The organism is Streptomyces sp. NPDC090088 (assembly GCF_044747345.1).
GTDB lineage: Bacteria > Actinomycetota > Actinomycetes > Streptomycetales > Streptomycetaceae > Streptomyces.
The window spans coordinates 953,124-975,881 of sequence record NZ_JBIVDZ010000002.1; the positions used below are offsets into that span (position 1 = coordinate 953,124).

The following is a 22,758-nucleotide window of genomic DNA, read 5'->3' on the forward strand; positions in this document are numbered from 1 at the left end:
GGAACACAACGGCGCGGGGTGGAGCAGCTCGGTAGCTCGCTGGGCTCATAACCCAGAGGTCGCAGGTTCAAATCCTGTCCCCGCTACTGAAATCGAAGGCCCGGATCCTCTTGGGATCCGGGCCTTCGTGCTGTCCGGACGGGCGGCGAACGCATGTACCGGTGCGCTGGGGCGCCGTGCCGCTGTGGGGAGTTGAGGGAGATGTGTTTGACTTGTCGTTCTGTGGGCATGTCGACAAAACGCTGAAGTGACCTCACGGTCTGCGGTATACGTGGTGTACCCAGGTTGCAGGTGGTGCGACGATGAACGTTATGGGGGACAAGGCAACTCTGTTCGAGACAGGGCGATTTGTGCAGCCTTCGGGCGAGGAGCCGACCCGCGACGAGGCCGCCGAGGCCGCTGAGGAGGCACGTCACCGGCTCCAGGCCGAGGCCGGTGACGTCGAGTCGATGAGTGTCCTCGGCGCCCTGCTGCTGCGCCGTGGCGACCTCGACGGCGCCGAACCCCAGCTGCGTGCCGCCACCTCCGCCGGTGACCGGGCCGCCGCCAACAACCTCGGTGTCCTGCTGCACCAGCGCGGTTACCCCGACGAGGCCGCCGGATGGTGGCGGATCGCCGCCGTCGCCGGCTCCGCGGCCGCCGCCCACGCGCTGGGCCGCTACCACCGTGAGCGCGGGGACGAGCCCGCCGCCGAGTACTGGCTGCGCCAGTCCGCCGAGCAGGGGCACGCGCTCGGCGCCTACGCGCTGGCCGACCTGCTGGAGCACCGCGGGGACCCGGGCGCCGGCCGGTGGATGCGGGCCGCCGCCGAGCGGGGGCACCGGGAGGCCGCGTACCGGCTGGCCCGTGCCCTCGACCGCAGGTCGACGGGGCCCGAGGGAGAGGCCGGGGGCGACAACGGTGTCGCCGCCGGCATGGAAGCGGAGACGGAGACCGAAGAGGCGGAGCAGTGGTACCGGCAGGCCGCCGCCCGCGGCCACCGCCGGGCCGCGCTGCACCTCGGCGCGATCCTGGAGAAGCGTGGCGCGCTCAAGGAGGCCGGGCGCTGGTACCTGACCTCCGCCAAGGACGGTGAGGCCCGGGCCGCCTGCGCGCTGGGCTTCCTGCTGCGCGACGCCGGGGACACCGAGAGCGCGGCCGTGTGGTGGCTGCGGGCCGCGCAGGACGGTGACGGCAACGCGGCGAACGCGCTCGGCGCGCTGCACGCCGAGCGCGGCGAGACCCAGACCGCCGAGCGCTGGTACCGGGCGGCGCTGGACGCCGGGGACGACAACGGGGCGTACAACCTCGGGCTGCTCTGCGCCGAGCAGGGGCGGACCGCGCAGGCCGAGCAGTGGTACCGGCGAGCCGCCTACGCCGGGCACCGGGAGGCGGCGAACGCGCTGGCCATCCTGCTGCTCCAGGTCGGCGACACGAGCGGTGCCGAGCCGTGGTTCTCCAAGGCCGCCGAGGCCGGCAGCGTGGACGCCGCGTTCAACCTCGGCATCCTCTACGCGGGGCGCGGCGAGGACCGGGTCGCGCTGCGCTGCTACGAGCGGGCGGCCGCCGCCGGGCACACCGAGGCGGCGCTGCAGGTCGGCATCGCCCGGCTGCGCGAGGGCGACGAGGCCGCCGCCGAGCGGCATCTGCGGTGCGCGGCGGGCGGGGGCAGCGCCGAGGCCGCCTACCGGCTCGCCGCCGTGCTCGACGCGCGCCGTCCCGCGGTCTCCGAGCACGAGCTCGGGGAGTCCTCCCTGAACGTGAAGACCGAGTGCGAGGAGTGGTACGAGCGGGCCGCCTCGCAGGGCCACCGGCGCGCCCAGGTGCGGGTCGGGATGCTCGCCGCGGCCCGCGGGGACGTGGTGGAGGCGGCGCGCTGGTACCGGGCGGCCGCCGAGGCCGGGTCGCGCAACGGCGCGTTCAACCTCGGGCTGCTGCTGGCCCGCGAGGGCAGCGAGCCGGAGGCGGCCGTCTGGTGGGAGCGGGCCGCCGACGCGGGGCATGGGCGGGCGGCGTTGCGCCTCGCCCTCGTCTACGCGCGTCGGGGCGAGCTGGCCGTGGGGCAGCAGTGGGCCGACCGCGCGGTGGCCCTGGGACCGGCCGAGGTGACCGAGCGGGCCGAGCGGCTGCGGGACGCCCTGCGGGAGGAGCTGTCGGCGTAGGCCGAGGCATTTCCGCAGGTCAGGCGTGGGCACCGGTATGGATTTGCCTCTGCCCGCGTCCCTCACGTAATGTTCAGTTCACCGACGCGGGGTGGAGCAGCTCGGTAGCTCGCTGGGCTCATAACCCAGAGGTCGCAGGTTCAAATCCTGTCCCCGCTACTCAAGGCCATGGGCCGGAATCCGGAAACGGACTCCGGCCCTCGGTGTTTCCACGATCGGTGCTTCTGCGGTCGGCGTTTCTACGGGGTGTGCCCCACCGCTTCCTCGTACAGGGCACGGTCCACCGTCCGGGACTCCGCCAGGGGCGCGCCCGAGGTGACGCCTTGGGCCCGGTACGCCGACTGGAGCCGCGTCGTCGTACCCGCCCGGATCTCCCAGTCCATGCGCAGGGGCGGGGTCGAGCGCAGGATCGCGGCGTCGGTCTTCAGGAGCTTCGCGAGGTAGGTGACGAAGCTCGCGTCCTTCTTGTAGTCGGCGGCGAAGTACGTGTCGACCGTCCGGATGTACGCCCTGAGCAGGGCCACGCCCGCGTCGGCGTCGTCGCTCAGCAGCGAACGTCCGTACAGCATCCCGCCGAGCGGTTCGCCCTGCGGCTGGCCGCCCAGGAACGCGTAGCCCGCCTTGCCGGTGACCTGGCGCCACACCGGGTCGAGCAGCCAGGCCGAGTCGACGCCGCCGTTCTGCAGGGCCGTGAGGACGTCGGCCGAGCCCAGCTGCTGGTAGCGGATCCGGTCCAGGCCGCCGCCGTGGCTCGCCAGCGCCTTCTGCATGGGGTACGCGATCACCGACCCCTTGCCGATCATCGTGCCCAGGGTGCGCCCCGCCATCCGCACGCCGGACGCGCTCTCGCCGTTCTTCAGCCGCACCCACAGGCCGCTCCGCGACTCGGGGTCGGGCGAGAAGTTGCCCGCGACCCACTTGATGTCGAAGCCGCCCCGGACGCCGTTCATCACGGCCGCCTCGGGCGCCGCCCACATCGCGTCGATGTCCCCCTTGGCCAGCAGGGGCAGCGCGTCCGGGGTCGGCAGGACCTTGAGCGTGACATCCAGGCCCTCCGCCTTGAACTCGCCCTTGTCGAGGGCGACCTCCAGCGGGGCCACGTACTCCGCGCTCAGGGTGCCGGTCGCGATCGTGATCTTGCGCGGCTCGGCGAGCGGGACGGGCGCCGGCTTCCCCGGTGCGCAGCGGGCGGGGGAGCGGGTCGGGGAGAGGTCGGCCGGGTCGGTCCAGGAGGCCTTGCCGCAGCCCGCCACCGGACGGACCGTGCGGGGCGCCGAGGCCGTCTCCTGGTCCCCCGGGTGCTGTGCCGAGCAGGCCGTGGCGAGCAGGGCCAGCGCGGCCGTCGCCACCAGGCACCGAAGGTTTCTCATGACTGCCCCCGTCCCCGGTCCCGGGGCGCCCACGGGGTGAGCAGGCGTCCGGCGAGCCGGATCAGCTCGGAGAAGACCACGCCCAGCACGGCGACGCAGACGATCCCCACGAACATGACGTCGTTCTGGAACAGCGCCCGCGAGTCGAAGATCAGATGCCCGAGGCCGTCCGTGGCCGCTATCTGCTCGGAGGCGACGATCACCAGGACCGCCACCCCCGCGGCGATGCGCGCGCCGACCAGGACCGCCGGCAGCGAGGCCGGCAGCAGGACGTGCCGGAACATCTGCCACGGCGAGGCGCCGAAGACCCGGCCCGCGTCCAGGTGGCCGGACGGGACGGCGATCACCGCCGACATGGTGGAGATCCAGACGAAGAAGAAGACGGTCACCGCCACCAGGGCCACCTGCGGGCCCTCGCCCAGCCCGAACATGTTCAGGAAGATCGGCAGCAGGGCCAGTTTCGGCACCACGTACAGGGCGTCGAGGAGCGGTTCCAGGGCAGCCCTGACCAGCGGGAGCGACCCCATCAGCAGCCCCAGCGCATAGCCGGCCGCGGTGCCCACGGCGTAGCCCGCGAGCACCCGGCGGGTGGTCGCCCGGACGTCCGGCCACAGGTCGCCCGCGGCCGCCCGGTGCCAGCCGTCGGAGAGGATCGTGGACGGGGCCGGGTAGACGCGGTCGTCGATCCACGCCTGGTTCGCGGCCAGTTGCCAGAGCAGGACCAGGACGACCGGGACGGCCGTGGCGAGGGCCAGTTCCAGGGCGCGGCGGCGCCGGTGGGTGCGGGCCGGGTGGAGTTCGGCCGGGCCGGGGGCGCGGACCAGGACCCGGCTCTCCCGGTCCGGGGTGAGGGTCGTCATGCCGGGACCGCCTCCTTCCGCAGCAGCTCCCACAGTTCGCTCTTCAGCGCCGTGAACTCGGGGGTGTCGCGGATGTCGCCGGTGCGCGGGCGCGGGAACGGCGGGCGGTGCTCGGCGATGATCCGGCCGGGGCGGGCGGACATCACCAGGACCCGGTCGCCGAGGACCAGTGCCTCCTCCAGGCTGTGCGTGATGAAGAGGGTGGTGGTGCGCAGCGCCTGGGTGAGTTCGAGGAGTTCGTCCTGGAGGATCACCCGCAGTTGGGCGTCCAGTGCCGCGAACGGCTCGTCCATGAGGAGGAGTTCGGGCTCGACGGCGAGGGCGCGGGCGATCGCCACCCGCTGCCGCATGCCTCCGGACAGGGTCGCAGGGTAGGCGTCGGCGAAGTCGGACAGGCCCAGCCGGGCCAGCCAGTCCCGGGCCCGGGTGTCCGCCTCGCGGCGCGGGACGCGCTGCACGTCGAGGCCGAAGCGGACGTTGGCCAGGACCGTCTTCCAGTCGTAGATGCCGTAGTCCTGGAAGATCATCGCGGCCGGGCGGGCGCTGTCGGTACGGATCTCCAGGCGGCCGCCGCTGGGGCGGAGCAGACCCGCCGCGATGCGCAGCAGAGTGGACTTGCCGCAGCCGGAAGGGCCGACGAGACAGGCGAACTCGCCGGGCGCGACGGTCAGATCGAGGGGGCCGAGGGCGTCGATCGCGTGGGGGGTTCGGCCGAAGGTGCGGGTCAGGGCATGGGCGCGGAGCTTCGGATACGGCTCTCCCACGGGATCTCCTCGCAAGAGTGCGGACCCGAAGACCATATGACGGTCCGTCAGATTCGGGAACCCCGTGTGCGGGTACGACGCGAAGGCCCCGGCACCCGTGGTGGGTGCCGGGGCCTTCGGGAACGTGTGTCAGACGCCCGTCGCGCAGTCCGGGCAGAGGCCGCGGTAGGTCACCTCGACGTCCGACACCGTGAAGCCGAAGCGCTCCGAGGCGGGGAGGTCGGCCAGCGGGTTGCCGGTCGGGTGGACGTCGCGGATCGAGCCGCACCGGGCGCAGACCAGGTGGTGGTGGGGCTGGTGCGCGTTCGGGTCGTACCGCTTGGCGCGCTTGTCCGTCGAGACCTCGAGGACCTCGCCGAGCGTGACCAGCTCACCCAGGGTGTTGTAGACGGTCGCCCGGGAGATCTCGGGCAGCTTGGCGACGGCCCGGGTGTGGACCTCGTCGGCCGTCAGGTGGACGTGTTCGCCGTCGAGGACCTCGGCCACGACGCGTCGCTGCGCGGTCATCCGCCATCCGCGTCCGCGCAGCCGTTCCAGAAGGTCACTCATGCGATCCAGCCTAACAGCAGGAGGACCACTTTACGAACAGGTGTGACTTTGGAGCCAAGCTTGATTTGGACTCTATCCAATGTAAGATCGGCCAGGACTTCGGCAGGCGGCTGGAGGCCGCGGTCCAGGCCCTGCGCGGCTGAGACTCCAGCACTGGACCGCTTGTCGTGGGCGGGCGGGCCGGATCCCCGGGAGGTCGGGGTCCGGCCCGTTCGGTGTGCCCGGACGTGACTAGACGGGTTCCGGCGCGCGGGTCCCGACCCAGCAGCGGATGACGTCCCGGACCGAGACGATGCCGGCCGGCTCGCCGCCGTCGAGGACGATCAGATGGCGGAAGCCGCCGTGGGCCATGGCCCGGGCCGCCTCCTCCAGGGTCCAGGTGGGGGTGCAGAACACGACGTCGTTGGTGGTGTGGGCGTGGATGCGCTCCGTGTCCGGGTTCTGGCCCAGTCCGACGGAGTTGAGGATGTCGCGCTCGGTGAGGATGCCGATGCCGCCGGCGTCCGGGTCGTGGACGATCGCCGCGCCCACGCGGCGCGCGGACATCAGGGCGGCTGCCTGGCGGAGGGTGTGGGCGGGGCCGACGGTGAGGACCACCGTACTCATGGCGTCACGGACGAGCATGAAATGCCACCTCCTAGGGAATCGCGGAGTTAGTTCAGCGATTCACAAATGCACAAGTGGGAGTTCTCTCAGGGTGGCAGGTAAAGCGAGGGTCAACAAGGGGGTGCGTGTCGCCAATTGAGGGCGCACGCGCTCATATGTGCCGGGTCGTACTGTCCGGTTGTGCCTCAGCAGGCTGTTTCAGTAACGCCGGCTGAGGTACGACAGCAGCTCGTCGTGGAGCAGACCGTTGGACGCGGCCGCGTTGCCGCTGTGCGGGCCCGGACGGCCGTCCAGGCCGGTGAAGGAGCCGCCGGCCTCCGTCACGACGATCGCGGTGGCGGCCATGTCCCACAGCGACAGCTCCGGCTCGGCACAGATGTCCACCGACCCCTCGGCGACCATCATGTACGGCCAGAAGTCGCCGTACGCGCGCGTGCGCCACACCTCGCGGGTCAGGTCCAGGAAGCCGTTCAGCTGCCCCCGCTCCTCCCAGCCGCTCAGCGAGGAGTACGCGAAGGAGGCGTCGGACAGTTTCGAGACGTTCGAGACATGGAGGCGGGACGCCGAGGACAGGCTGCGGCCGGTGAAGGCGCCGTGCCCCTTCGCCGCCCACCAGCGGCGGCCCAGCGCGGGCGCGGAGACCAGGCCGACGACCGGCTGGTAGCCGCCCTCGGCCGCCTCCATCAGCGAGATCAGGGTCGCCCAGACCGGCACTCCGCGCACGTAGTTCTTGGTGCCGTCGATCGGGTCGATCACCCAGCGGCGCGGGCCGGTGCCCTCGATGCCGTACTCCTCGCCGAGGACCGCGTCCCGCGGGCGGGCCCGCTGCAGCTGGCCGCGGATCAGCTCCTCGGCGGCCTTGTCCGCCTCGCTCACCGGGGTCATGTCCGGCTTGGTCTCGACCTTGAGATCGAGAGCCTTGAAGCGGTCCATGGTGGTGGCGTCCGCCGCGTCCGCGAGCACATGGGCGAGACGCAGGTCATCAAGGTAGTCCGGCATGTACCGAACGGTATCTGCCGGGGTGGGCGCGCGGCTACACAGGGACGCCGGGGATGCCAGGGGGATGCCGGGTGGTGACCGGGCGGTGATCTCGGTGCGCCCGCGTGTGTTGGCCGAAGGGCGCCCCCCGGTGCCTTCGCGAACCCTTGACAGTGGATTCGTGCGCGTCAAATCTGGGCGCAGAGTCGCTCGCCCCAGGAGGCGATGATGCCTGCAGCTCGGGAATCCCTGCTGGAAGCCGCGTACACGGCGCTCGCGCGCCGGCCGTGGGCCGCGGTGCGGATGGTGGACGTGGCGGCGGCGGCCGGGGTGTCCCGGCAGACGCTGTACAACGAGTTCGGCAGCAAGGAAGGCCTCGCGCGGGCGCTGGTGCGCAGAGAGGCCGACGGGTATCTCGCGGGGGTCGAGCGGGCGCTGGGCAGCCATGCCGAGGTACGGGAACGCCTGACGGCGACGGCCGAGTGGATGGCGCTGGCCGCTCGGGACAACGCGCTGGTACGGGCGATGCTCACGGGGTGCTGGAGCGAGCGGTTGCCCACGCCGACGCTGTCCGCGGTGCCGTCGTCCTCGGCGGTGCCGGCGCAGCGGAGGGCGGACGGGCCGTTGCCGTCGCCCGGGGACTTCGTGCAGATCGTGCGGGACCGGGCGGTGGCGGTGCTCGGTGGGCCGGGGGCCCTGAGGGCGGACGGTGAGCTGACCCGGTCTTGTGAGCTGGTGGTGCGGATCGCGTTGTCGTGTGTGGCCGCGCCGCCGGGGGAGGGCGGGGTGGGGGAGCTGGTGCGGGGGGTGCTGTCGCGGCAGCCGGTGTGAGAGGGGGTGGTGGGTTGTGTGTCGGCTGCGGGTGGGTGGGGCTTCTCGCGCCCGCGCGGCGGAGCCGCATAGCTGATGCAGCCCCGCGCCCCTTTGGGGGCGCGTTTCAGTGGGAGGAGCCTGAGAGTTGGAGGCCGATCACGCCGACGATCACCAGGCTGATGGAGACGATCTTGAGGGTGGAGACGAGGTCGCCGAGGAAGATCATGCCGTAGATCGCGGTGCCGGCCGCGCCGATGCCGGTCCAGACCGCGTAGGCCGGGCCCACGTCGAGCTTCTTCAGGGACAGGGTGAGGAGGCCGAAGCTGCCCAGGGCGAAGGAGGCGAAGGCGATGGTGGGCCACAGGCGGGTGAAGCCGTGGGAGAGCTTGAGGCATACGGCGAAACCTGTTTCCAGGATCCCGGCGACGATCACCAGCAGCCACGCCATGTGCTGTCCTCCCGTATGTCCAGCTCGGTGCGATTATGCACTTACCGAAGTCGGGGCATGACAAACACTGCGGTGGTCAGTCGCCTTCCTTGCGTTCCCGGGTAGCCAGCAGACGGCGCAGGGAGTAGAGGCGGGCGGGGTCCGCGTGGCCCTCGGCGACCCATGCGTCCAGCGCGCAGTCCGGCTCGTCGTGGCTGCACGCGCGCGGGCAGTCGACGGTGCCGGGTTCCAGGTCGGGGAAGGCGTGGATCACGCGGGACGGATCGATGTGGGCGAGGCCGAAGGAACGGACGCCCGGGGTGTCGACGACCCAGCCCCCGTCGTCGGAGAGCGGCAGGGCCAGGGCGGAGGTCGTGGTGTGGCGGCCCCGGCCGGTGACCGCGTTGACATGACCGGTCGAACGGCGGCGGTCCTCGGGGACCAGGGCGTTGACCAGCGTCGTCTTGCCCACCCCGGAGTGGCCGACGAACGCCGTGATCTTGCCGTCGAGGTGGTCCCGGACGCGTGCGGCCGCGTCCCCCGTCTCCAGCTCCTCGCGGCTCGTGACCACGTAGGGGATCTCCAGGTCGCCGTAGAGCTCCAGGAGCTTGTCCGGCGGGGCCAGGTCCGACTTGGTCATGACCAGGAGCGGGGTGAGGCCGCCGTCGTAGGCCGCGACCAGACAGCGGTCGATGAGCCGGGGGCGGGGCTCGGGGTCGGCCAGGGCGGTGACGATCGCCAGCTGGTCGGCGTTGGCGACGACCACCCGCTCGAACGGGTCGTCGTCGTCGGCGGTGCGGCGCAGCACCGAGCCGCGGTCCTCGATGCGGACGATGCGGGCGAGGGTGTCCTTCTTGCCGGACAGGTCGCCGACGAGGGCGACCCGGTCGCCGACCACCGCCGCCTTGCGGCCCAGTTCACGGGCCTTCATCGCCAGGATCGTACGGTCCTCGACGAGGCAGGTCAGCCGGCCCCGGTCGACGGTGAGGACCATGCCCTCGGCCGCGTCCTCGTGGGCGGGGCGGATGTTCGTACGAGGCCGGGTGCCCTTGCGGTTGGGGCGGCTGCGGATGTCGTCCTCGTCGGTGTGCTTGCCGTAGCGGCGCATGGTCGTACGCCCCTATGCCCCGTCGCTCCCGAGCATCCCGGTCCACAGGTCGGGGAAGTCCGGCAGGGTCTTCGCCGTCGTCGCCACGTTCTCGATCCGTACGTCCGGCACGGCCAGGCCGATGATCGCGCCCGCGGTGGCCATGCGGTGGTCCTCGTAGGTGTGGAAGGTCCCGCCGTGCAGCGGGCGCGGGCGGATGTGCAGGCCGTCGGTGGTCTCGGTGACGTCGCCGCCGAGCTCGTTGATCTCCTTGGTGAGCGCGGCCAGCCGGTCCGTCTCGTGGAGGCGGAGATGGGACACGCCCCGGAGGGTGGAGGGGGAGTCGGCGAGGGCGGCGACCGCGGCGATGCCGGGGGTCAGCTCGCCGACGTCGCCGAGGTCGACGTCGATGCCGTGGATCCGGCCGGAGCCGGTGAACTCCAGGCCGAACTCGGTCAGTTCGCAGGAGCCGCCCATCTCGGTGAAGATCTCCCGCAGCCGGTCGCCCGGCTGGGTGGTCCGGGACGGCCAGTCCGGGATCAGCACCTTGCCGCCGGTGACGAGGGCGGCGGCGAGGAACGGCTGGGCGTTGGAGAGGTCCGGCTCGACGGTCAGGTCACGGCCGAGCAGGGCGCCCGGGGTGACCCGCCAGACGTTGGGCTCGCCGCCCGACTCCGGGGTGTCCACCTGGGCGCCGACCGCGCGCAGCATGTCGACGGTCATCCGGATGTGGGGGAGGGACGGGAGGCTCGCGCCGATGTGGCGGACCTCCACGCCCTGGTTGAAGCGGGGGCCGGAGAGGAGCAGGGCCGACACGAACTGGGAGGAGGACGAGGCGTCGATCGAGACCGGGCCGCCGTCCAGGGCGCCGCCGCCGTGCACGGTCAGGGGGAGCGCGCCCCGGCCGTCGTCGTCGATCCGTGCGCCGAGGGTGCGCAGGGCGTCGATCACGCCGTGCAGGGGGCGCTCGTAGGAGCGGGGGTCGCCGTCGAAGCGGATGTCGCCGGAGGCGAGGGTGGCGACGGGAGGCAGGAACCGCATCACCGTGCCGGCGTTGCCGACGTCGACGGTGGCGGGGCCGCGGAGCCCTGCCGGGATCACCCGCCAGGCCTCGCCGGAGCCGTCGGGGCCGCCCGCGACGGAGGAGCTGGAGGACACCGTCTCCTCGATGCCGACGCCCATCGCGCGCAGGGCGCCGGCCATCAGCAGGGTGTCGCGGGAGCGGAGGGGGCGGCGCAGCCAGCCGGGTTCGGAGGCGAGGGCGGCGAGGACCAGGGCGCGGTTGGTGACCGACTTGGACCCCGGCACGTGAACCGTCGCGTCGACGGCTCCGCGCGCGTGGGGTGCGGGCCAGAGGGCGGTTGGTGCGGTGGGGTTTGCGGCCATGGGGTCACTTTAGTGCGCGGCCGGGGTGAGGGTGCGGTGGCGGTGGGGCTGTCCGGTGGGTGGGCGCGGCGCCGTGGGGGCTGGTCGCGCAGTTCCCCGCGCCCCTTTGGGGGCGCCTGTTGTGTCGTCGGCTGCGATGTGCTGGTCACATGTCCAGCAGCCAGCGCCCCCCGCCGATCAGCGAGCACAGCGACACCACGTGGAACAGGAACAGCCAGACGGCCGCCGGTAGATGGGTGAGGCGGGAGAGCTGGTCGGCGTCGGAGTCGCCGGCGCCGCCCCTCGACCGCTTCGCCTGCAGCTCGAACGCCGGACGTACGCCTCCCAGCAGCAGGAACCACACCACCGCGTACGCGAAGGCGGCCTGCACCTGGGGGCCCGCCAGCCAGGACACCAGGAGGAAGGCGCCGCCGGTGAGGAAGACCGTGAGGACGCCGTAGGCGTTGCGGATCATGACCAGCATGACGAGGAGGAGCGCGGTGGCGGCCCACAGGAGGAGGGTGATGCGGCCCCCGCCGAGGAGGGCCGCGCCGCCGAGGCCGAGGAGGGGCGGGGCCGTGTAGCCGGCCGCGGCGGTGAGGATCATGCCGATGCCGTGCGGCTTGCCGCGGCTGACGGTCAGGCCGCTGGTGTCGGAGTGCAGGCGGATGCCGGTGAGCTGGCGGCCGGTGAGGAGGGCGACCAGGCCGTGGCCGCCCTCGTGGGCGATCGTGATGGCGTTGCGGGATATCCGCCAGAGGCTGTGCGGGACGACCACGGCGGCCGCGGCGGCGAGCGTCGCGATCACCACCCACAGGTCCGGGTCGGGCTGGGTGCCGGTCAGCTCGTCCCAGAGAGAGCTCGCTGTGCTGGTGTCCATGGTGTCCGGTCGTTCCCTCTCCTCGTACCGAAGTCGGCAGTGTGACACGTATGTATGTGTGGACGGCAGGTCAACGGCCAGGAGAGGGGGAACGTCCCCGGACACCCGGACACCCGGACACCATGTGCAGGGGACGTCAGACCGCGCCGGGCGCCTCCCCCCTGCGCCGGTCCACCGCCGTCGCCAGGTCGGCGACCGTGCGGGTGGTGAAGATCTCGCGCAGGCTGATCGAGATCTGGAAGCGGTCGCGGATCCGGGCGATCAGCCGGGTCGCGGCCAGGGAGTGTCCGCCTAGGTCGAAGAAGTTGTCCTGGACACCCACCCGGGGCACGTCCAGGACCTCGCTCCACAGGGTGGCCAGCTGGTGCTCGGTGGCGGTGCGCGGGGCGACGTAGCCGGTGGCCTGGTCGCCCTGCCGGGGGGCAGGCAGCCGGCGCCGGTCGACCTTGCCGTTGGCGCTGAGCGGCCAGCTGTCCAGAGCCAGGACGTGCTCGGGGACCAGGTGGGCGGGGAGCCGCTCGCGGAGCCAGTCGCGGAGCCGGTCGGTGAGGGGCGCCGGCTGGGCGGACCCGGGAGCGGCCGTACGGTCCACCCGGCCGCCCACCAGGGCGTGTGCCAGCAGGTGGCGGTCGCCGAGCGCGAACAGCGGCTTGAGCGGGTCGAAGTCGAGTTCGCCGATGGGGCACAGGCCCACGTCGGTGCCGGCCGCCCAGTCCATCAGGAGCTGCCCCATGTACCCGGCCTCCAGCAGGCACAGGTCGCGGGCGAGGGAACCGTACAGCGGCTCGATCGCGGCCAGGTCGGCCACCAGGAACAGGGTGAACCCGGCCGCGTCGACGACGGCGCGGTTGTGCCCGGCGTGCGCCCCGGCGTCGATCGTCACGTCCTCGCCGAGCAGCACGAGGGCGTCGCGCACCGGGTCGGCGTAGTACGCGCCGGGCGCCAGTCCGGCCACCGCCCCGGCCTTCACGTGCAGATACGTCTGGACGGGATACAGGCCCCCGGCGGACGGATAGCGGCACTTGGCCAGCCCGTCCACCTCGTCCTGCCCCAACAGGCCCAGGCAGGCGGCCAGTTCGTCGAGGGCGACGGGTTCGTCGAGGAAGGCCCGGTCGCTGCGCCTGCGGGACGCTCCGGCGGGGACCCGGGGCAGCGGCACCCGGGGCCGGCCGGGCTCCCGGCGCAGCCCGTGCCGGGCCAGTTTGAACTCGGCCCGGGCGAGCGGGTCGAGCACCTCGATACCGGCGCGGCGCCCGGCCTCGAAGGCGGCCGGGTCGGTGCGCTCGCCGGGGACGACATATGCGACCAGGCCGTCATGGCCGGGGCGGCCCTCCCGGGAGGTGGCCGTGACGACGGCCGAGGCGACCTCGGGATGGGCGAGCAGCGCCGACTCGATCTCGCCGGGCTCGACGCGCTGGCCGCGGATCTGCACCTGGAAGTCGGCCCGGCCCATGAACTCCAGGGTGCCGTCCGGACGCCACCGCCCCAGGTCCCCGGTGCGGTACATCCGCTCCCCGGTCCCCGGGTGCGCCACGAACACCGCGTCGGTGCGCTCGGGATCGCGCCAGTAGCCGTCGGCCAGGCAGATCCCGGAGACGTACATCTCGCCGGTCACCCAGTCCGGGCAGTCCCGCAGCCGGTCGTCGAGGACGTGGTAGCGGACGTTGGCGATCGGGGTGCCGTACGGGATGCTCCGCCACTCCGGGTCGAGGCCGGTGACCGGGTACCAGATGCTCCACACCGTGGTCTCGGTCGGGCCGCCGATGGAGACCACCGAGACGCCCGGCACCAGTTCCCGCAGCCGGCCCGGCACGGGCAGCGGGATCCAGTCGCCGCCGAGGATCACCAGCCGGAGGGAGGCGGGCCGGGCCCCGCTCTCCAGGAGCATCTCCATCATCGCCGGCACCGAGTTCCACAGCGTGACCCGGTGGCGGGCGACCAGTTCCGCCCAGTGCGCCGGGTCACGGCGGTCGGCGGCGGCCGGGACGACCACGCTGCCGCCCGCGCCGAGCAGCCCGAAGAGGTCGAAGGCCGACAGGTCGTGGTGGAGCGCCGTGACGGCGAGGCAGCGGTCGCCCGCGTCGACCCCGTACGTCTCGATCGTCTGGACCAGGCAGTTGACCAGCGCCCGGTGCGGGACCATCACGCCCTTCGGCTCGCCCGTGGAGCCGGAGGTGAACATCGTGTAGACGAGGTCGTCCGGGCTGCCGGGCGCGGGGAGCGGGGTGGCGTCGGCGACGGCCGGTACCGGGCGGTCGACGCACAGCCGCGGGCGCCCGTCCAGCGGCACCTCCAGGAGGACCTCCAGGTGCGACTGGGTGAGGACGAGGCCCACCTCGCCCCGGTCGAGCAGGTGCCGCACGCGCCCGGCGGGCAGTTCGGGGTCGATGGGCAGATAGGCGGCGCCGGAGAACAGCACGCCGTAGGCCGCGACGACCTGCTCCCAGCCCTTCTCCATGACGATGGCGACGAGCCGGCCGGGCCGGGCGCCGTGGGCGCGCAGCCAGCGGGCCACCTGCCGGGACTCCTCGGCGAGCCGGGCGTACGACAGGGTCCGGTCCGGGGCGATCACCGCGGGGGCGTCGGGGCGGAGCGCGGCCTGCCGTTCGAACAGCTGCTGCACCTGGAGGGCGGGGACGGGACGCTCGGGGCCGGCGCCGGAGTGCTCGGTCAGGCCGACCGGCGCGGGGTGCGACCAGGTGTCCTCGTCGGTGGCGAGCCGGTGCAGCAGGGCCGTCTGGGCGTCGAACATGGCGTCGACCAGGCCGTCCGGGAAGAGCGCGTCCACCGAGTCCCAGTTCAGCAGCAGCGCCCCGTCCTGCTCATGGGCCTGGCAGTCCAGGGTGACCTGCGGGGTCTGGGAGATGGTGAACACCGGGGTGAGCAGCCGCTCCAGCGGAGTCCGTTCGGCGGCGGCGAAGGCGAGGTTGCTGGTCATCACCACCGGCATCAGCGCCCGGTCGTAGCCGCCCTGTAGCCGCATCAGCTCGCGCAGCACCTCCACCCCGCTGACGGCAGCGTGCCGCAGATCGTCCCGGAGCCGGTGCTGCACCGCCCGGGCCCGCTCCAGGAAGGTCCCGGCGTCGCGGTGGTCGACCTCCAGGAGCGTGAAGGAGGCGAACTGGCCGAGCACCTCGTCGTACGACGGGTCGCGCACCGGCCGGGTCAGGCGCGGCACGTTCAGCGTGAAGTGGCGGCTGTTGCTCCAGACGGCCAGCACCTCCGCGTAGACCGCGAGCAGCAGGGCGCTCGGGGTCAGCCCGGCCCGCGCCGCCCGCTCCTTGAGGCCGCGCCAGGTCGCGGCGGACAGCACGGTGTCCCGGCGGGTGAACCGCGGCACGCCGGCCGGCACGGACCGGGACGGCAGCTGCGGCGCCGGGGGCAGCTCCGGCAGCCGGCGCCACCAGTAGTCGTACGCGCGCCGGTACTCGGGCAGGTCCCGGCGTGCGATCTCGGCGTGCACATGGTCGCGGAACGACCTCGCGGGCGCCGGAAGCCGCAGGTCGGGCTCGCAGTAGAAGCGGGACAGGTCGTCGAAGAGCAGCCGTCCGGAGGAGAAGTCGGCGATCAGCGAGTCCACGCTGAGATGGATCCGCAGCCCGTCGTCCAGCCGGGTCGCGGTCACCTCGAACAGCGGCCACTGCCCGGCGGGCCGCACCTCGTGCGAGAGCCGTTCCCGGACCGCGGCCAGCTCGGCCCCGGCCGCGTCCTTCTCGTGTCCGCGCAGATCGGTCACCCGGATCTCGTACGGCGGCACCTCGGGCAGGATCCGCTGCTCGTTGCTGTCGGGCAGCATGACCGCCCGCAGCATGGGGTGCCGGTCGATCACCCGCCGCCAGGCCTGCTCGAAGCGCGGCAGGTCGAGATCGGGGGCGTCGAACTCGACGTACACGTGCGTGGAGACGTTGCCCAGCTCGAAGGTGCCGGTGCGGCCGAGGCAGTAGGCCTGCTGGGTGTCGGTCTGCGGGAAGGGGGCGTGCGGGTCGTCCGGCGCCGGGGGCGCCCCGGCGGACGCCGACCTCGGGAGTGCGCCCACGGCAGCGGCGAGCGCGGCGACGGTCGGGGCGTCGTAGAGCGTGTCCTCGGGCAGGGACACCCCGAGGTCGCGCTCGATCAGTCCGGCGAGCCGGAGCATGGCCAGCGAGTCCAGGCCGAGGCCCGGCAGTGATTCGTCGCGGCCGGGGCGCCGCCCGGACCCGCCGGGGGCGAGGGAGGCGACGAGCCCGGTGAGGTGCTCCTCCAGGGCGGGGCCCGCCAGGGCGGATTCCGTCCCGGACGGTCCCTCGGTCCACTCGGCCACCACGCTCAGCGCCCCCGCGCCGAGCGCCGCCCGGGTCGCGCGGCGCTGGATCTTGCCGCTGGAGGTCTTCGGCACGGTCGAGGCGCGGACCAGGACGAGCCGGTGCAGCCGGACGTCGAACTCCGCGGTGACCGCCCGGCCGACGGCGGCCGCCACCTCGGCCACCGGCGGCACGTCCGCACCGCGCCGCACCTCGGCGACCACGACCAGCCGCTCCACCCCGTCGCCCGTGTCGGTCCCGAGCGCCGCCGAGCCATGGGCCCGCAGCGCCGGGTGGGCGCCCTCCGCGCAGCGCTCGATGTCCTGCGGATAGAGGTTGCGGCCGCGCACGATGATCAGGTCCTTGCTGCGCCCGGTCACGAACAGCTCGCCGTCACGCAGGAATCCGAGGTCGCCGGTGCGCAGGAAGGGACCCTCGCCGCCCGTTGTTACGGCCCCGAAGACGGCCGCGCTCTCCTCGGGCCGGTTCCAGTACCCCCGCGCCACGTTCGGGCCGCCGACCCAGATCTCCCCGACCTCGCCGGGCCGGAGCGGGCTCCCGTCCGCCGGGTCGACGACGAGCAGCCGCTGCCCGTCGACGGCACCGCCGCACCCGACGACCGTCCGGCGCTGACCGGCACCGCCGGGCAGTACCCGGTGCGCCTCCAGCGCGGCGGCGTCCAGGGTGACCGCGGCCCCTTCGGCGAGCCGGTTCCCGCAGGACACCATCAGCGTGGCCTCCGCCAGCCCGAAGCTGGGCCGCAGCGCCTCCCGCCGCATCCCCCAGGGGGCGAAGTGACCGGCGAACCGGTCCAGCGTCGCGGCCGGCACCGGCTCCGCGCCGACGACCACGCTCTCCAGGCAGGCCAGGTCGAGCGGCGGGTGGGCGGCGGGGTCGACCCGCTCGACGCACAGGTCCAGGGCGAACGGCGGTACGGCGGACAGGGTGGCGCCGTACCCCGAGACCGCGCGCAGCCACTGCACGGGGTCCAGGACGAAGGTGCCCGGCGCCATCAGCACCCCGGGGAAGCCGCCGAACAGCGGCTGGAGGATGCCGCCGATCAGCCCCATGTCGTGGAACGGCGGCAGCCAGCTGACCAGGCGGGAGTCCTCCGTGGTCCGCAGCCGCCGCTGGATCTGCGCGGAGTTGTGCAGCAGATTGCCGTGGGTGACCATCACGCCCTTGGGCACGGCGGTGCTGCCCGAGGTGTACTGCAGGAAGGCGAGGCCGTCCCGGTCGGCGCCCGGGTCCGTCCACGCGTCGGGGCCGGCGGCCGGGCCGCCGTCGGTCAGGCCGTCGTCGGTCAGGCCTTCGTCCGTCAGCCAGGGGATGCCCTGGAGTTCGGCCAGGTGCTGCCGGGCGGTGGCCGCGGCCCGGTCGCCGGCGAGCACGGCTGCGGGCGCCGCGTCCGCGACGATCGCCCGCAGCCGCGCCGCGTTGCGGGCGTGCGGCGGATACGACGGTACGGCCACCGTCCCCGCGTACAGGCAGCCGAAGAACGCGGTCAGGTACGCGGTGCCCGGTGGCCGCAGGATCAGTACCCGGTCGCCGGGGGCGCAGTGGGTCCGTAAGGCCACCGCCACCCGGCGGGCATGGCGGTCCAACTCGGCGTAGGTGAGGGCGGATTCCTCCGCGCCGTGGCTGTCGAGGAAGACGTACGCCTGCCGGTCGGGCTGCCGCGCCGCGCGGGTACGCAGCAGGTCGACGAGGGTGCGCGGGGTGGTCTGGAGAGAGGTGGTCACGCTGTTCCTCCGGTTTCGGTCGACGAAGGGGGTGTCGACGAAGGGGGTGTCGACGAAGGGGGTACCGAGGGGGGTGCTTCCGTCGGGTCGGGCTCTCCCGGGACCCCGGGTTTCTCCGCCCGCACCCACCGCGTCGGCACCCACGGCCCGCTCCACCACATGCGGTGGCCGACGTCGGCCAAGGTCACGTCCCGCGCGCCGGCGGTGAGCAGCAGGTCGCGGTACTGGCCGGTGTGGAAGATGTCGACGAGGAGCAGCCGCCCGCCCGGCCGCAGCACCCGGTACGCCTCGCGCACCGCCTCCGAACGGCCCCGCGCGTCGGTGATGTTGTGCAGCGCCATGCTGGACACCACGAGGTCGAACCGGCCGTCCTCGAAGGGGAGTCGCCGCATGTCCGCGGTGACCAGGTCGATCCGGTCGGCGACCCGTTCCCGGCCGGCGTTGTCCAGGGTGGTCGCGGCGTGGTTGCCGGACTGGTCGACGGAGCGCCACAGGTCGACCCCGGTCACCCGTCCGCCGGGCACCCGCCGGGCCACCGCGGTCAGTACCGCGCCGCGCCCGCAGCCCAGGTCCAGGACCTGTTCGTCGCCGCGCAGCCGGAGCCCGTCGAGCAGCTCCTCCCAGACCAGGAACTTGCCGCGCACGCTGGCGTGCAGGAACAGCCCGGCCGGGGCGGCGGTCACCGCCGGGATGCGCAGCAGCCACCGGGGCGCCCCCGCGGCGACCGCGACCAGCGGCAGCACGACCGAGCCGCCGAGCCCGAGCAGCCAGCCGGGCGCGTCGACGCCGTACCGGCCCTGCCCGCCCGTGCCTACCACGCCGGCCCCTCGGTGGTCAGGAAGGCCAGGACCTGTGCGGCCGAGGCGAAGACGAAGAAGTGGTCGCCGGGGAAGACCCGGACGGTGACGTCGGTGCCCAGGTCGCGCCAGCGCTCGACCTCGGCGGGGGTGGCGGCGGGGTCGTCGGCCCCGCCCAGGGCGATCAGCGGGACGCCGGGGCGCAGGACGGCACGGGTCCGGTAGGTCTCGGCGGCCTCGAAGTCGGCCCGCAACGCCGGCAGGAAGAGCGCGCACCACTCCTCGTCGGCCAGCAACTCCGGTGGGATGCCGCCGAGTTCCCGGAGTCCGGCCGCGAACTCCGGGTCGGGCAGCGGGTGCAGGGCGGGGGTGGAGCGCGGGATGTGGGGCGGCACGCTGCCGGAGACGACCAGTGCGGCGGGCGGACGGGCGGAGTCCTGCAGGGCCAGGCCGAGTTCATAGGCGAGCAGCGCGCCCATGCTGTGGCCGAACAGGACGTACGGGAGCCCTTCGGCCCGGCGGGCGAGGGGGCCCGCGAGGCGCCGCGCGAGCCGGACGACCGACGTCTCGGCGGGCTCCGTCATCCGGACCTCACGGCCGGGCAGCTGGACGGGGACGACCTCGGTGCCGGGACCGAGCAGTCGCTGCCAGGGCCGGAACACCGAGCCGCCGGCGCCGCCGTGGGGAATGCAGAAGAGCCGGACACGGGGACGGGACACGCCGGGCAGGGCGTGCGGGAACCACGAGGGTGCTGTTGTGACACACACGGGCAGACAGAGACCTTCGGTTCACGGGTGACGGGTCACGTCACACGAAACGGATGGAATGGAATGGAGTGGAATGGAATGAAATGGACAGGGGCGACGGCGGCGGGCGGTCACGCCCGGCGCCGCCGGTGGTCCAGATAGAGCGCGAGGGCACCGAGGGCGAGCGCCACGTTCGGGCCGGTTCTGCCGCCCTGGGAACGGGTCGGCGCGACCTCGCTGAACTGCACCCGCAGGCTGCGGTCGGCGATGTCGTCGTTGAGCGCGCGGAGTTGTTCGGAGGCGCCGGCCTGGGTGAGGGTGGCCTCCAGGAGCCGCCGGGCCGACTGCTGCGGGGACGCGGTCTCGCGCACCATGTGCAGGACGATCCGGGGGACCTCGCGCTGGAAGACGTCCACCAGCGCCAGCTCGGGTGCCAGACAGCGCACCGAGCCCTCCAGGTTGGCGAAGGACTTGCCGAGGAGCGAGACCGCCGGGCAGGAGGCGATGGACCGGCGGGTGGACTTCTCCAGGACGCTGGTCAGCGTGATACCGAAGTTCAGCTCCGCCAGGGACGCCGTCGCGATCTTCGGCACGAGCGCCGCCATGTCCTGGGAGAAGCCGGGGATGTCCGACCACGGTGTGGTGCGGCCCATCTCCACCCAGGCCTTGGCCAGGCCGTGCCCGTCGTTCTGGGCGACGGCCATCAGCACCAGCAGCAGCCGCATGCTGGTGCGCTGGTCGATCCGGCCGATCATGCCCCAGTCGATCAGCGTGGCCTCCCCGTCCTCGGTCACGAAGACGTTCCCGGCGTGCGGATCGGCGTGGTAGATGCGCTCGATGAAGTAGCTGCGGTACATGAACGCGATCAGCTCGCGGCTGACGGCGAGCCGGTCGCGGTCGCGCAGGGCGGCCGGGTCCGCCTTGCGCACGGAGACGCCGGGGGCCATCGACTGGACCAGGACACCCTCGGTGGCGGCCAGCACGTTCGGCACGGACAGCCGCGAGAAGCCGCGCAGCGCCTCGCGCGCCCGGTCCATGTTCGCCGCCTCCTTGGTGAAGTCGAGCTCGGGCTCCATGGCGTCGAAGACCCCGCCGAGCATGGACTCGACATCCACCACCGCGCTGAACCTCGGGGCCACCCGGGCGGTCAGCCGCGCGGCTCGGCGCAGCAGCGCCATGTCCGCCAGCACGGTCTCCCGGATGCCGGGCCGCTGCACCTTGATCACCCCGGGCCGGCCGTCGGCCAGGGTGACCCGGTGCACCTGGGCGAGGGAGGCGGCGCCGAGCGGGCGTTCGACATCGATGTCGTCGAAGTACCGCTTCCAGTCCGGCCCGAGGTTCTGCTCCAGTACGGGTTCGAGCTCGGAGAACGGCTGGACGTCCACCTCGTCGTGGAGGTTCTGCAACTCCTCGATCATGATCGGGGAGACCATGTCGGGCCGGGTGGAGAGCATCTGGCCGATCTTCACGTAGAAGGGCCCGAGGCTCTCCAGGGCGCCGCGCACGGCCCGGGCCCGCCGCCGCTCCCGCTCGTCCGGGGCGTCGGACGGCGGAGCCGCTCTCGTCTCGCCGAGGACCTGTTTCAGTACGGCGGCTACCGTCCGCATCCGGCTGCCGGTGCGCGGGGCCATGGACGGGGTTCCTTCCGGTGGCGCGCGCACCGCGACGGAGTGCGGGTCCGCCGCGGTACGCGGACGGGCGGGGCGTGCGGGGTCCGGGAGCCGGAGCGGCGCTACGGCCTGCGGCGCTACGGCCTCCGGCGCTACGACTTCCTGGGCACGCTCTTGGTGACCGCCCCGATCGCTCCGGCCGCGCCGAGCAGCGGCTCCACCGTCTTCAGCGCCTCCATCAGCAGGCCGACCACATCGGTCAGTTGCTGGATCTGCTGCGGCAGCGCCGCCAGCTGCTGGGGGAGCGCGCCCAACTGCTGCGGGATCGCTCCGAGTTGCTGGGTCGCCTCACCGGCCGCCTGGGCGCCGACGGCACCGAGCCCGCCCGCTCCGCCGAGCCCGCCCGCTCCGCCGGACAGCAGGGCCAGGGCCGCGAGGTTGCGGTTCTTGTTCTTGTTGTTCTTCTTCTTGTCGTCGTCCTGGAGCAGGGACATGGCCGTGAGCGTGCGCAGCGTGTCTCCGGGCATGGCCGCTAAGGCGTGCGCCGGCAGTCCGAAGGGCAGATCGTCATCGTCGTCCCGGTCGAGCAGGTCGTCCCAGGCCTTCTTCCAGTCGTCGGCGACATCGCCGTAGAAGTCCTTGATGGTGTCGATGGTTCCCACAGGGGTCCTTCCTGGTGAATCTCGGGAAAATGCCTCCGAAGCGCTCAAAAATCTAGCAAGTCACCTGGAAGGAGAGAAGTAATAGAATTTTGCACTACTTGCGGATGTTTGCCTCATCTGCCTAATGGCACGGGTGACGGACCAGCGGATATGCCAGACGTGTGTGCCCGGCTCCGGGCCGCCGGACGCGGTTTCCGCCGTCCGGGCTTCAGCCCTGGGAGTGAAATGTAGGGTTGTGAAGATGTGCGGACGGTACGCGGCGAGTCGCGGGCCCGGGGATCTGGCCGGGATCTTCGAGGTCGAGAAGTGGGAGCCCGAGGAGACCCTGGAGCCGGACTACAACGTGGCCCCCACCAAAGAGGTCTACGTGGTCCTGGACCGGCCCCTGAAGGACTCGGACGACAAGCGGCCCGTCCGCCAACTGCGCAGGCTCAAGTGGGGCCTTGTGCCCTCCTGGGCCAAGTCGCCCGAGGGCGCCGCCCGGATGATCAACGCGCGGGCCGAGACCGTGCACGAGAAGCCGTCGTACCGCCGTGCCTTCGCGACCCGCCGGTGCATCGTCCCCGCCGACGGCTACTACGAGTGGGTCACCGCGAAGGACGAGCGGGACCTGGAGGTCGAGGGCAGGAAGAAGCGGCCGCGCAAGCAGCCGTACTTCGTGCTGCCCGCCGACGGGTCCGTGTTCGCCATGGCGGGGCTGTACGAGTTCTGGCGGGACCGCACGCTGCCCGACGACCACCCGCTGGCCTGGTGGGCGACCTGCTCCGTGATCACCACGGAGGCGGAGACCTCGCCGCTGGCGGTGGCACCGGCCGAGGGGCCGCGCACGCTGGCGGACATCCACCCCCGGATGCCGCTGATGCTGACGCCCGACCGCTGGGACGCCTGGCTGGACCCGGCGCGCACCGACGCCGAGGACCTGCGCCCGCTGCTCGCCCCGCCGCCGGAGGGCCTCATGCGCGCCTACCCGGTCGCCACGGCCGTCAGCAACGTCCGCAACAACGGCCCCGAACTGCTGAAGGAGCTGGAGGGGCCCGAGGAGGGCACGCTGTTCTGAGCTCCCGGCCTGGCTAGCCTTCTG

General features: G+C 73.0%; 18 protein-coding genes and 2 tRNA genes. 5 read left to right on the forward strand and 15 right to left on the reverse strand.

The window, feature by feature from the left end; all coding sequences use genetic code 11:
- Positions 1–12 precede the first annotated feature (12 nt).
- The 3 genes from ACIPSJ_RS13030 (at position 13) to ACIPSJ_RS13040 (ending at position 2,300) form a co-directional block, all read left to right on the forward strand.
- Positions 13–86, forward strand: a tRNA-Met gene (locus tag ACIPSJ_RS13030).
- 216 nt (positions 87–302) lie between these two features.
- Positions 303–2,141, forward strand: coding sequence for a sel1 repeat family protein (locus ACIPSJ_RS13035; protein ID WP_401345537.1), 1,839 nt, complete (start codon positions 303–305; stop codon positions 2,139–2,141).
- Positions 2,142–2,226: 85 nt separating this feature from the next.
- Positions 2,227–2,300: transfer RNA gene (locus ACIPSJ_RS13040), tRNA-Met, on the forward strand.
- Positions 2,301–2,380: 80 nt separating this feature from the next.
- Here the strand turns inward: ACIPSJ_RS13040 and ACIPSJ_RS13045 are convergent.
- The 6 genes from ACIPSJ_RS13045 to hisN all read right to left on the reverse strand — a co-directional run bounded on the left by ACIPSJ_RS13045 (position 2,381) and on the right by hisN (position 7,289).
- The gene (locus tag ACIPSJ_RS13045; RefSeq protein WP_401345539.1) at positions 2,381–3,511 is read right to left on the reverse strand and encodes an ABC transporter substrate-binding protein; all 1,131 of its coding nucleotides are present in this window, start codon (positions 3,509–3,511) and stop codon (positions 2,381–2,383) included.
- Positions 3,508–4,371 carry an ABC transporter permease gene (locus tag ACIPSJ_RS13050; protein WP_359220146.1) on the reverse strand — a complete coding sequence of 288 codons (864 nt, stop codon included), beginning with the start codon at positions 4,369–4,371 and terminating at the stop codon, positions 3,508–3,510. Before ACIPSJ_RS13050 ends, ACIPSJ_RS13045 begins: the two co-directional genes overlap by 4 nt.
- Positions 4,368–5,135, reverse strand: coding sequence for an ABC transporter ATP-binding protein (locus tag ACIPSJ_RS13055; RefSeq protein WP_401345541.1), 768 nt, complete (start codon positions 5,133–5,135; stop codon positions 4,368–4,370). The genes ACIPSJ_RS13050 and ACIPSJ_RS13055 overlap by 4 nt, the downstream gene beginning before the upstream one ends.
- Before the next feature lie 129 nt (positions 5,136–5,264).
- Complete coding sequence (locus tag ACIPSJ_RS13060; protein ID WP_359220152.1) at positions 5,265–5,684, reverse strand: Fur family transcriptional regulator; 420 nt, start codon at positions 5,682–5,684, stop codon at positions 5,265–5,267.
- 231 nt (positions 5,685–5,915) lie between these two features.
- On the reverse strand, positions 5,916–6,308 hold the full coding sequence (locus ACIPSJ_RS13065; protein ID WP_355715858.1) for a CBS domain-containing protein: 393 nt from the start codon (positions 6,306–6,308) through the stop codon (positions 5,916–5,918).
- 180 nt (positions 6,309–6,488) lie between these two features.
- Positions 6,489–7,289: a histidinol-phosphatase gene (gene hisN, locus ACIPSJ_RS13070; protein ID WP_401345543.1), complete on the reverse strand. Its 801-nt coding sequence runs from the start codon at positions 7,287–7,289 to the stop codon at positions 6,489–6,491.
- 207 nt (positions 7,290–7,496) lie between these two features.
- Here hisN and ACIPSJ_RS13075 point away from each other — a divergent pair, with 207 nt between their 5' ends.
- Complete coding sequence (locus ACIPSJ_RS13075) at positions 7,497–8,099, forward strand: TetR/AcrR family transcriptional regulator (RefSeq protein WP_401345545.1); 603 nt, start codon at positions 7,497–7,499, stop codon at positions 8,097–8,099.
- A 106-nt stretch (positions 8,100–8,205) separates the two neighbouring features.
- Here ACIPSJ_RS13075 and ACIPSJ_RS13080 read toward each other — a convergent pair whose 3' ends face one another.
- From ACIPSJ_RS13080 to ACIPSJ_RS13120, 9 genes are all read right to left on the reverse strand, one after another.
- On the reverse strand, positions 8,206–8,529 hold the full coding sequence (locus ACIPSJ_RS13080) for a multidrug efflux SMR transporter (protein WP_355715863.1): 324 nt from the start codon (positions 8,527–8,529) through the stop codon (positions 8,206–8,208).
- Positions 8,530–8,605: 76 nt separating this feature from the next.
- Positions 8,606–9,616, reverse strand: a complete 1,011-nt coding sequence (gene rsgA / locus ACIPSJ_RS13085; protein WP_359220161.1) for a ribosome small subunit-dependent GTPase A — start codon at positions 9,614–9,616, stop codon at positions 8,606–8,608.
- A 12-nt stretch (positions 9,617–9,628) separates the two neighbouring features.
- Positions 9,629–10,981, reverse strand: a complete 1,353-nt coding sequence (gene aroA, locus ACIPSJ_RS13090) for a 3-phosphoshikimate 1-carboxyvinyltransferase (RefSeq protein ID WP_359220164.1) — start codon at positions 10,979–10,981, stop codon at positions 9,629–9,631.
- A 145-nt stretch (positions 10,982–11,126) separates the two neighbouring features.
- Positions 11,127–11,840, reverse strand: coding sequence for a M50 family metallopeptidase (locus ACIPSJ_RS13095; protein WP_355715871.1), 714 nt, complete (start codon positions 11,838–11,840; stop codon positions 11,127–11,129).
- Between the two features lie 136 nt (positions 11,841–11,976).
- Positions 11,977–17,862 carry an amino acid adenylation domain-containing protein gene (locus ACIPSJ_RS13100; RefSeq protein WP_401345548.1) on the reverse strand — a complete coding sequence of 1,962 codons (5,886 nt, stop codon included), beginning with the start codon at positions 17,860–17,862 and terminating at the stop codon, positions 11,977–11,979.
- Positions 17,859–18,680 carry a class I SAM-dependent methyltransferase gene (locus ACIPSJ_RS13105; RefSeq protein ID WP_401345550.1) on the reverse strand — a complete coding sequence of 274 codons (822 nt, stop codon included), beginning with the start codon at positions 18,678–18,680 and terminating at the stop codon, positions 17,859–17,861. The genes ACIPSJ_RS13100 and ACIPSJ_RS13105 overlap by 4 nt, the downstream gene beginning before the upstream one ends.
- Positions 18,674–19,378 (reverse strand): thioesterase II family protein, encoded by a 705-nt coding sequence (locus ACIPSJ_RS13110; protein WP_401345552.1) that lies wholly within the window; start codon positions 19,376–19,378, stop codon positions 18,674–18,676. The genes ACIPSJ_RS13105 and ACIPSJ_RS13110 overlap by 7 nt, the downstream gene beginning before the upstream one ends.
- Before the next feature lie 158 nt (positions 19,379–19,536).
- A complete protein-coding gene (locus ACIPSJ_RS13115; RefSeq protein ID WP_401345554.1) occupies positions 19,537–21,036 on the reverse strand; it encodes an ABC1 kinase family protein in 1,500 nt (499 codons plus the stop codon).
- A gap of 131 nt (positions 21,037–21,167) precedes the next feature.
- Positions 21,168–21,677, reverse strand: a complete 510-nt coding sequence (locus tag ACIPSJ_RS13120; protein ID WP_401345556.1) for a hypothetical protein — start codon at positions 21,675–21,677, stop codon at positions 21,168–21,170.
- Positions 21,678–21,918: 241 nt separating this feature from the next.
- On the opposite strand from ACIPSJ_RS13120, the gene ACIPSJ_RS13125 reads away from it, so the two are divergent.
- Positions 21,919–22,734: an SOS response-associated peptidase gene (locus tag ACIPSJ_RS13125; protein ID WP_401345558.1), complete on the forward strand. Its 816-nt coding sequence runs from the start codon at positions 21,919–21,921 to the stop codon at positions 22,732–22,734.
- Positions 22,735–22,758 lie beyond the last annotated feature (24 nt).